This window comes from Pseudofrankia coriaricola (genome assembly GCF_032027725.1).
GTDB lineage: Bacteria > Actinomycetota > Actinomycetes > Frankiales > Frankiaceae > Pseudofrankia.
In genome coordinates this window covers 42,340-49,110 of the sequence record NZ_JASNFO010000105.1, presented here as the reverse complement: position 1 = coordinate 49,110, position 6,771 = coordinate 42,340, and the positions used below count along the sequence as shown (strand labels likewise).

Here is a 6,771-nt window from a genome sequence, read left to right as displayed (position 1 = left end):
GAGGGTACGCCCGGTCCCATTCCGAACCCGGAAGCTAAGTTCTCCAGCGCCGATGGTACTGCTCGGGAGGCCGGGTGGGAGAGTAGGTCACCGCCGAACAATCATTGACGGAAGGCCCGTCGTCCCCCAGAGAATACTCTGGCGCGGACGACGGGCCTTCCGCATATCCACACCCCCCACACCCCCGACCACACCGCCGGCCACCGGCCCACACACCTCCAGACCCGGCCCCGACACACCACCCGGCCCACCCCGACCAGCCCGCCCGGCGACCTGCGCCCACGGACCTGCCCGAACGCGCACCACCCCACAGCGCAACAGCGACCCACCCGCCTCCGGCACAGGCCGCCCCGCCACCAACCGAAGGCGCCCCAGCGCCCGACCGCGCTCCGCGGAACCGTGTGGATCTCGGCTTGTGTGGGCTCAACTTGGGGCTTGCGGTGGAGCTCAGCCTGGGCTTGGTCGATCAGGGGTGGCGCTGGGCGGCCAGGGAAGGTCCCATCGGCCGCCTAAACGCCACGGCTTATCCGCCAGACGATGAGTCCCGGCTCTAGTGGGCTCGGGGCTGGCCGGACGTTTCGTGCCTCTGGTGGAACCGCCGCGGTCATGCTCTCGTCCAAGACGAAGAGATCGGGCTCGACGGGTGGAGGTGGCCGATGATGGGCTCCCGAGGCCGGCGGATGGCGGCATTTCTCGTGGGAGGGGCTCCGCTCGTACTGCTCCTGACGGCGGGGTGCTCCGGAGACACAGCGGCATCGCCGGCGGGCCGTTCCGTCGCGCCGTCTGTGACAGCGACACCAGCGATACCGCCCCCGACGGTCCCGTCGACCGCCCTTTCGCCCGGCGGACCCGCTCGACCTGAGGGGACGGTCTCGTCAACACCTGCTGGCACGCCGAGTCCACCGGCTCGATCCACTCCGCGGACAGACCCGACGGGTGGTGAGTTCACGCTCGCGCCAGGCGAGACCTGGCGGGCGTCCGACGGCGGGCTGACGCTGACTTTCGTCAGCGTGAGGCAGGACAGCCGGTGCCCGGCATCGGAGCGTCTGCAGTGCGTCTGGGCGGGCGATGCGGTAGTGGCCCTTTCGGCGGCCGTTCCCGGCCAGGCGGCGATGACGATCGAGCTGCATACCCATCCGAGCTCCGCTACGACCGCTACGATTGCCGGCTGCGAGGTCAGGCTTGTCCGACTCGGGCCTGACAACAGCGTCGAGGGGCCCGACCCGGGCGACTACCGGGCTTCCCTTCGTGTACGCCGGCCCTGAGAACGCTCTCGGCGGTCTCGGCTCTGCGTTTCTGTTCCCCGAAACGATGGGCGGAGCGGAGGTGACTTCTGGACAGCAAGGACGGCGCGTGCCGCTGGCACCGTTGGACCGGGCCCCGACGCCACCCAAGTGTCGGCGCTTTCCCCGGTGCTCGATCGCCGGGTGCCGAAGGACAGCATCCCACGTCGGTCAGTCCGGGCATCGGTGCCTCCGATCGATCATTTTGATGCTCTGCCCGCTCGTCCGCGACGGTCTCCGCGCTCCGCGGACTGCGCGCGGTGAGCAGGCGGCATCCCGCCGTCCACCACTACGGGCTCAGTGCCTCTCGCCTGTCGCCCTTCGTCCCCGGTGCCCGACCTGCGCCCGACGATGATCTCCGCGTTCCGCGGAACGCGCGCGGTGAGCGGCCCGCCCTGAGGCCCGCATATTCCAGCCGGCGCGGCCCGCCTGACAGCGGTCGCAGGTGACGTGGTCGAGGCGTGACGGTGGTCCCGCGGGCGCGCGGTGTCCGGGTTGCTGTCGAAGACGGTCTCCCGTTCCGCGGAACGCATGCAGCCGGCGGGCGCTCGCACCATCGCGGATCGGCGAGCGCGGACAGGTGCGGCCCGTTCGGCTGAGGCAGCCTGCCGCACGTGACCTGGCATCCGTAGCCGGGGGCGGTGGCCTTTGCGTTGCGGGGAGACCGCGTTAGTCGCATCGCGTTGAGCCGAGCCGGCGATCGCGCGGCGCGGGCGTACCGCCTCCGAGCGGACGGGCTCGTACCATGCCGTCGCCCTGGATCCGCGAGTGCGCCTGAACGGGGCACGCAGAGGCGACGGGAGGGGGATGGTGGGAAGAGGCCGCCGCTGTGTCAACGTCACGTGGAGGAATTGATGAGCCAGCTGACCACTACGAGCACGCGGGTCTCGCCGATGACCAGGCGGGCGTCCTTCCGGGCGATGACCGAAGGCACCGTGCAGGACTGGCGAATCATCGAGGAGGCCAGCGAAGAGCTGGAACGCGGCCTGCCCGATCGGGTTATCGCCCATTTGGGGTTGTTGGGCGGCGAGCATGGCGGCTTCGCGGTGGACCGGCTGACCCACAGCCTGCAGGCGGCGACCAGGGCGGAACGGGCTGGCCGCGACGATGACTACGTGCTCTGTGCGCTCCTGCACGACATTGGCGACACCCTCGCCCCGTACAACCACGCCGACATCGCTGCCGCCATCGTGAAGCCGTTCGTGTCGCCCGAACTGCACTGGATGGTTCGGTACCACACCGAGTTCCAGGGCTACTACTACTTTCAGCATTTCGGGCTCGATCGGAACTTTCGGGACAGGCATCGCGGCAACCCGAACTTCGACCTCACCGCCGAGTTCTGCGCCGAATACGACCAGACCTCGTTCGACCCCGGCTACCCGACCAACCCGGTGGAGCACTACGAGCCGCTCATCCGCGATCTGATGGCGGCCCCGCGCCGATCCAGCTCCACGGCCGTCGACTGAGCCGGGCCGGGTCAGGGAGGCCGGGCCGTGGGGAACTCGCCCAGCCGATGGCCATCGGCCGATCGCCGACGATCGGGCGGCCCGACAACTGGACCGCTGACGGCCCGACGGCCGTCGGGCCAGGCGGCCGTCGGGCCTGACAGTCGGCCGGCTCGACAAGTTCTCGGCCGCCCGACGAGTGGTCCAGCGGTCGCGCCACGGGTTCTCGGGCGAGCCGCTCAGCGCTCGTTCGCGCCGGGTACTCGATGCGGCACGGCCTCCGCGGCCAGGCATAGGTCGTGTGACGGGTGGTCTGGCGCACGGGTGTTGGATGAACATGCGAAGGCATGTATAGAATTGCGGGCGCAGGTGCGGGTCAGGTCATAGCGTCCGGGGCGGGGGCGCGGGCTGCTGGCCAGGCAGGCTGTAATCCGTCGCTTGGCCCTGGTGAGGGTCACTGAGCGGCGGGACGCCGGGAACCGCCGTCGTGATGCGGCGGAACGCGGGAGACTTGGGCATCCGGAGCCGCCGATGGCGGCCGGCCTGATGCTGGCTGGTCACGGATCCAACTGGCCCATCGGACGGGAGCGGGACGACATGGAGATCAAGGACCTCAAGGGCGAGAGCGTCGCCTTCTTCGCGTCGGGTGGGCTTGACAGCTGCACGGTCACCCACTGGCTGACCTCGCACGGTGTCAAGGTCATCTGCTTCACCGCGGACCTCGGCCAGCCGGACGAGAGCGAGGGCCTCGACGTCGTCGCCGAGCGGATGAAGGCCTGCGGCGCGGTCGAGGCTGTCGTCGTCCCGCTGCGTACCGAGATGGGCGAGGCCGGCATTCAGGCTGTCCAGGGCCTCACCCGGTATGAGGGCCGGTACTGGAACACGACCCCGCTGGGCCGGTACGTCACGATCCGCGGAATGCTTCCGCACATTCTCGAGCGTGGCATCAAGATCCTCAGTCACGGTGCGACCGGCCGGGGCAACGACCAGGCCCGGTTCCAGCTCGTCCCGAACATGCTGGCGCCCAGTGTCTCTGTCTACGCGCCCTGGCGCGACCAGGCTTTCCTCGACACCTTCGGCGGGCGCGAGGAGATGATCGACTACTGCGAGAAGCACGGCCTACCGATCCGGGCCACCCGCACGTCTCCATACTCCACCGACGCCAACCTGCTCGGCCTGACGCACGAGGCCGGCGTGCTCGAGTCGTTGACCACAGGCGCCAACTTCGTCAACCCGATCATGGGTGTCCGCCCGGTTGACGCCCCTGACCAGCCGGAACTGGTCACGGTCGTGTTCGAGAAGGGCCGTCCAGTCTCGATCGCCGGCCAGGCGGTCTCGGACGCGGCGGAGGTCCTTGAGCTTGCCAACCAGATCGGTGGCCGGCACAGCGTCGGCATCAACCTGCACCTGGTTGAGAATCGTTTCGTCGGAGTGAAGTCCCGCGGTGTCTATGAGGCACCCGGCATGGAGCTGTTGGGCAGCGCCTACGAGTACCTGCTGCAGACGATCCTCGACCGCCGGGCCAGGAAGATCTTCGAGTTCGCGTCGGACTTCCTCGGCGAGCAGCTGTACCAGGCCTATGGCGAGGACCTTGGCTCGCAGCTCGCGCGCAAGGTCGTCTCCGAGGTCGCCCAGCTCGCCACCGGCTCGATCACGCTTGAGCTCTACCGGGGCACCGTCAACTTCGCCGGCGCGGCGGACATCCCGCACTCGCTCTACAGCGAAGAGGACGCGTCGATGAGCCGGGTCGGCGCCTTCGACCACAAGGACTCCGAGGGCTTTCTGCAGGTGCTCGGCGTCGGCGCGCGGACGGCGTCCCGTGCCGGCCAGGTCCAGGGACTCCTTGAGACCGAGTAGCGCGAACCCGCTCGCGTCCCGCCCAGAGGCGGAGATCGGGCGGTTTCCCGCGGAGGGTCCTCGGCCCGACGGGCTCGCCACCGTCACCCGACGCTGACCAACGATTCCTCCCCCACCGGTGCCTTGCCGCAGCCCTCCACCCCCACCAGCGCATGACGCGACTTCGGACGACGGACGTTGGAACGGCGGACCGAGCCGGAGATCCCCCTTCTCGGACCGACTGCCGAGGCGGCCCGGGGCGGACATCCCGCGACAAAGGGTGCTCTAATACCGTCTCGGGTGCTGGGCGGCTGATGGGATGGTGAGCGGTGCGCGGCTACCTGGCGGAGCCCGTCGAGATCGAGGCGGCGCTGCTCGGCGCCGAGAACGTCTCCGACGCGGTGGTGGTGACCGACCGGGCGACTGAGCCGCCCCGGCTGGTCGCCTACGTGGTGCCGGCACCCGGCAGCGAGCCGTCGCCGGCGGCCGTCCGCCGCTCGCTGCTGGCGGCCGGGCTGCCCCAGTCCGCGGTTCCGGCGACGGTCGTGGTCGTGCCCGGGCTGCCGCGCACTGTCCTGGGCGATGCCGACCGGACCGCGCTGCCGTCGGCCCCGCCGCCCCTGGCTGGCGACGAGCCGCGCAACGACTGGGAGGAGGCCGTCGCCGGGGTGTGGGCGCGGGCGCTGGGCCTGCGGACCGTGGGCATCCACGACGACTTCCGGGCGCTGGGCGGAGACGATCCGCTCGTCCAGGAGATCGCAGCGCGGATCGAGTCCGAGCTCCGGGTGCCGCTGCCGTTCTCGGCGGTCGCGCAGGCCAACACGGTCGCCGAACTCGCCCGACTGGTCGCGCAGGCCGACGCCGACATCGACACATTGCGCCACCATGACGTGCTCCCGCTGCGCACCGACGGCGCGGGCACGCCGCTGTTCTGCTTCGTGGGCGCGGGAGGCTATGCCGTCGTCATGGCGGGGATCGCGACCCATTTCGCCGGCGAGCGGCCGGTCTACGCGATGCAGGCACACGGGCTGTCGCACCGTGCCGTCCCGGACTGGTCGGTCGCGGCGATCGCGCGTCGGCACGCGCGCACGATCCGGCTCCTTCGGCCTCGCGGGCCCTACCTGTTGCTCGGGCACTCGTTCGGCGGCGTGATCGCGCTTGAGGTGGCCCAGCAGCTCACCGCGATCGGCGAGGAGGTGGCCCTGCTCACGATCGTCGACAGTTTCCCACCCACGAAGGTGAAGCTCACGTTGTCCGGGTCGTTCGTCGAGTCGCACGGCGAGGCCCCGCCCCCACCGACACCCTCGCTGGCCGCCGAGGCCGAGCCTGACGCGGATGGCGACGGCGGCGCGGCCCGGAAGCTGCGCGTCATGCTCGACCGGGCCGCACAGCTGGCCCGCCTGCCGCTGACCGGCATCGTCCAGTTGCCGGACACCTGGCACACCGACAACTTCCTCAACCAGTCCCGGTTCCTGATGATGGCCTACAAGCCGCGGCCCTACCTGGGACGCGCGCTGCTGTGGGATGCCCGCGATACCGAGACGGGCCTCCGGCCGGTCGAGGGCCCCTGGGGCGAGATCCTTACCGGCGACGCGGTGGCCCGCACCGTCGTCGGCGACCACAACAGCGTCCTGCGCGAGCCGCTCTTCGGCCGGCTGGTCGACGACATGCGCGCCATGCTCGCCAGCGCGCCTGATCGGGATCTGGCGGCCTCGCCCGGCTCGCCGACCGCTGGTTGGCGGTAGGCAGCCGGCCGGCCGGGGCTTTGCCCGGACCCCAGACAGGGATGCCGCGTCGGGTCCCAGCCTGTGCCTCGTCTGGGCGTCCTCGGCCGCCGGCACGGCCCGTCGCCACTCCGGTCGCCGCGGTGGGTGCCCACGACACCCGTGAAGCTCGCGGATACGCCGGGCCTACGGGCGTCCGTGAGCACACTGGCCACGGCCTGCCCGAGCGGAGGACTACCGTAGAGGACAGCGCATCGCCAGCGCCGCCTGAGGTGCACCTGCCTGGGTGGGTGTCCGGCGGTGATGTGTCATATCAGCGACCCGCCCGTCAGGTGATTTCGCCTGTCAGTGCTGGTGGCCGGTCGCCGGGGCCGCCCGGGTCTCGGCATCGGCGTTTCATCCGGCACGGTGCCGGCCATGCTCACAGGCTCTCAACCGATTCACCGAGGCCCATTCTCCGAGGGCCATGCCGGTCCCGCCGAT

3 protein-coding genes and 1 rRNA gene are annotated in these 6,771 nt (G+C 70.5%); all 4 read left to right on the top strand.

Annotated features, from left to right (window positions below):
• Positions 1 to 99: ribosomal RNA gene (gene rrf / locus QOZ89_RS40150) — 5S ribosomal RNA — on the top strand; the annotation flags it as partial.
• Positions 100 to 2,137: 2,038 nt separating this feature from the next.
• Complete coding sequence (locus QOZ89_RS40145) at positions 2,138 to 2,749, top strand: HD domain-containing protein (protein WP_198543104.1); 612 nt, start codon at positions 2,138 to 2,140, stop codon at positions 2,747 to 2,749.
• Between the two features lie 510 nt (positions 2,750 to 3,259).
• The gene (gene argG, locus QOZ89_RS40140; RefSeq protein WP_312629343.1) at positions 3,260 to 4,585 is read left to right on the top strand and encodes an argininosuccinate synthase; all 1,326 of its coding nucleotides are present in this window, start codon (positions 3,260 to 3,262) and stop codon (positions 4,583 to 4,585) included.
• Positions 4,586 to 4,893: 308 nt separating this feature from the next.
• Entirely contained in the window at positions 4,894 to 6,309 is a 1,416-nt protein-coding gene (locus QOZ89_RS40135; protein WP_312629341.1) for a thioesterase domain-containing protein, read from the top strand.
• The last annotated feature ends 462 nt before the right edge of the window (positions 6,310 to 6,771 follow it).

What these genes read in the sequence shown, in the direction of transcription:
- QOZ89_RS40145 (WP_198543104.1), top strand. Translation starts at nt 2,138, where the DNA reads ATGAGCCAGCTGACCACTACGAGCACGCGGGTCTCGCCGATGACCAGG.
- argG (WP_312629343.1), top strand. Translation starts at nt 3,260, where the DNA reads ATGGCGGCCGGCCTGATGCTGGCTGGTCACGGATCCAACTGGCCCATC.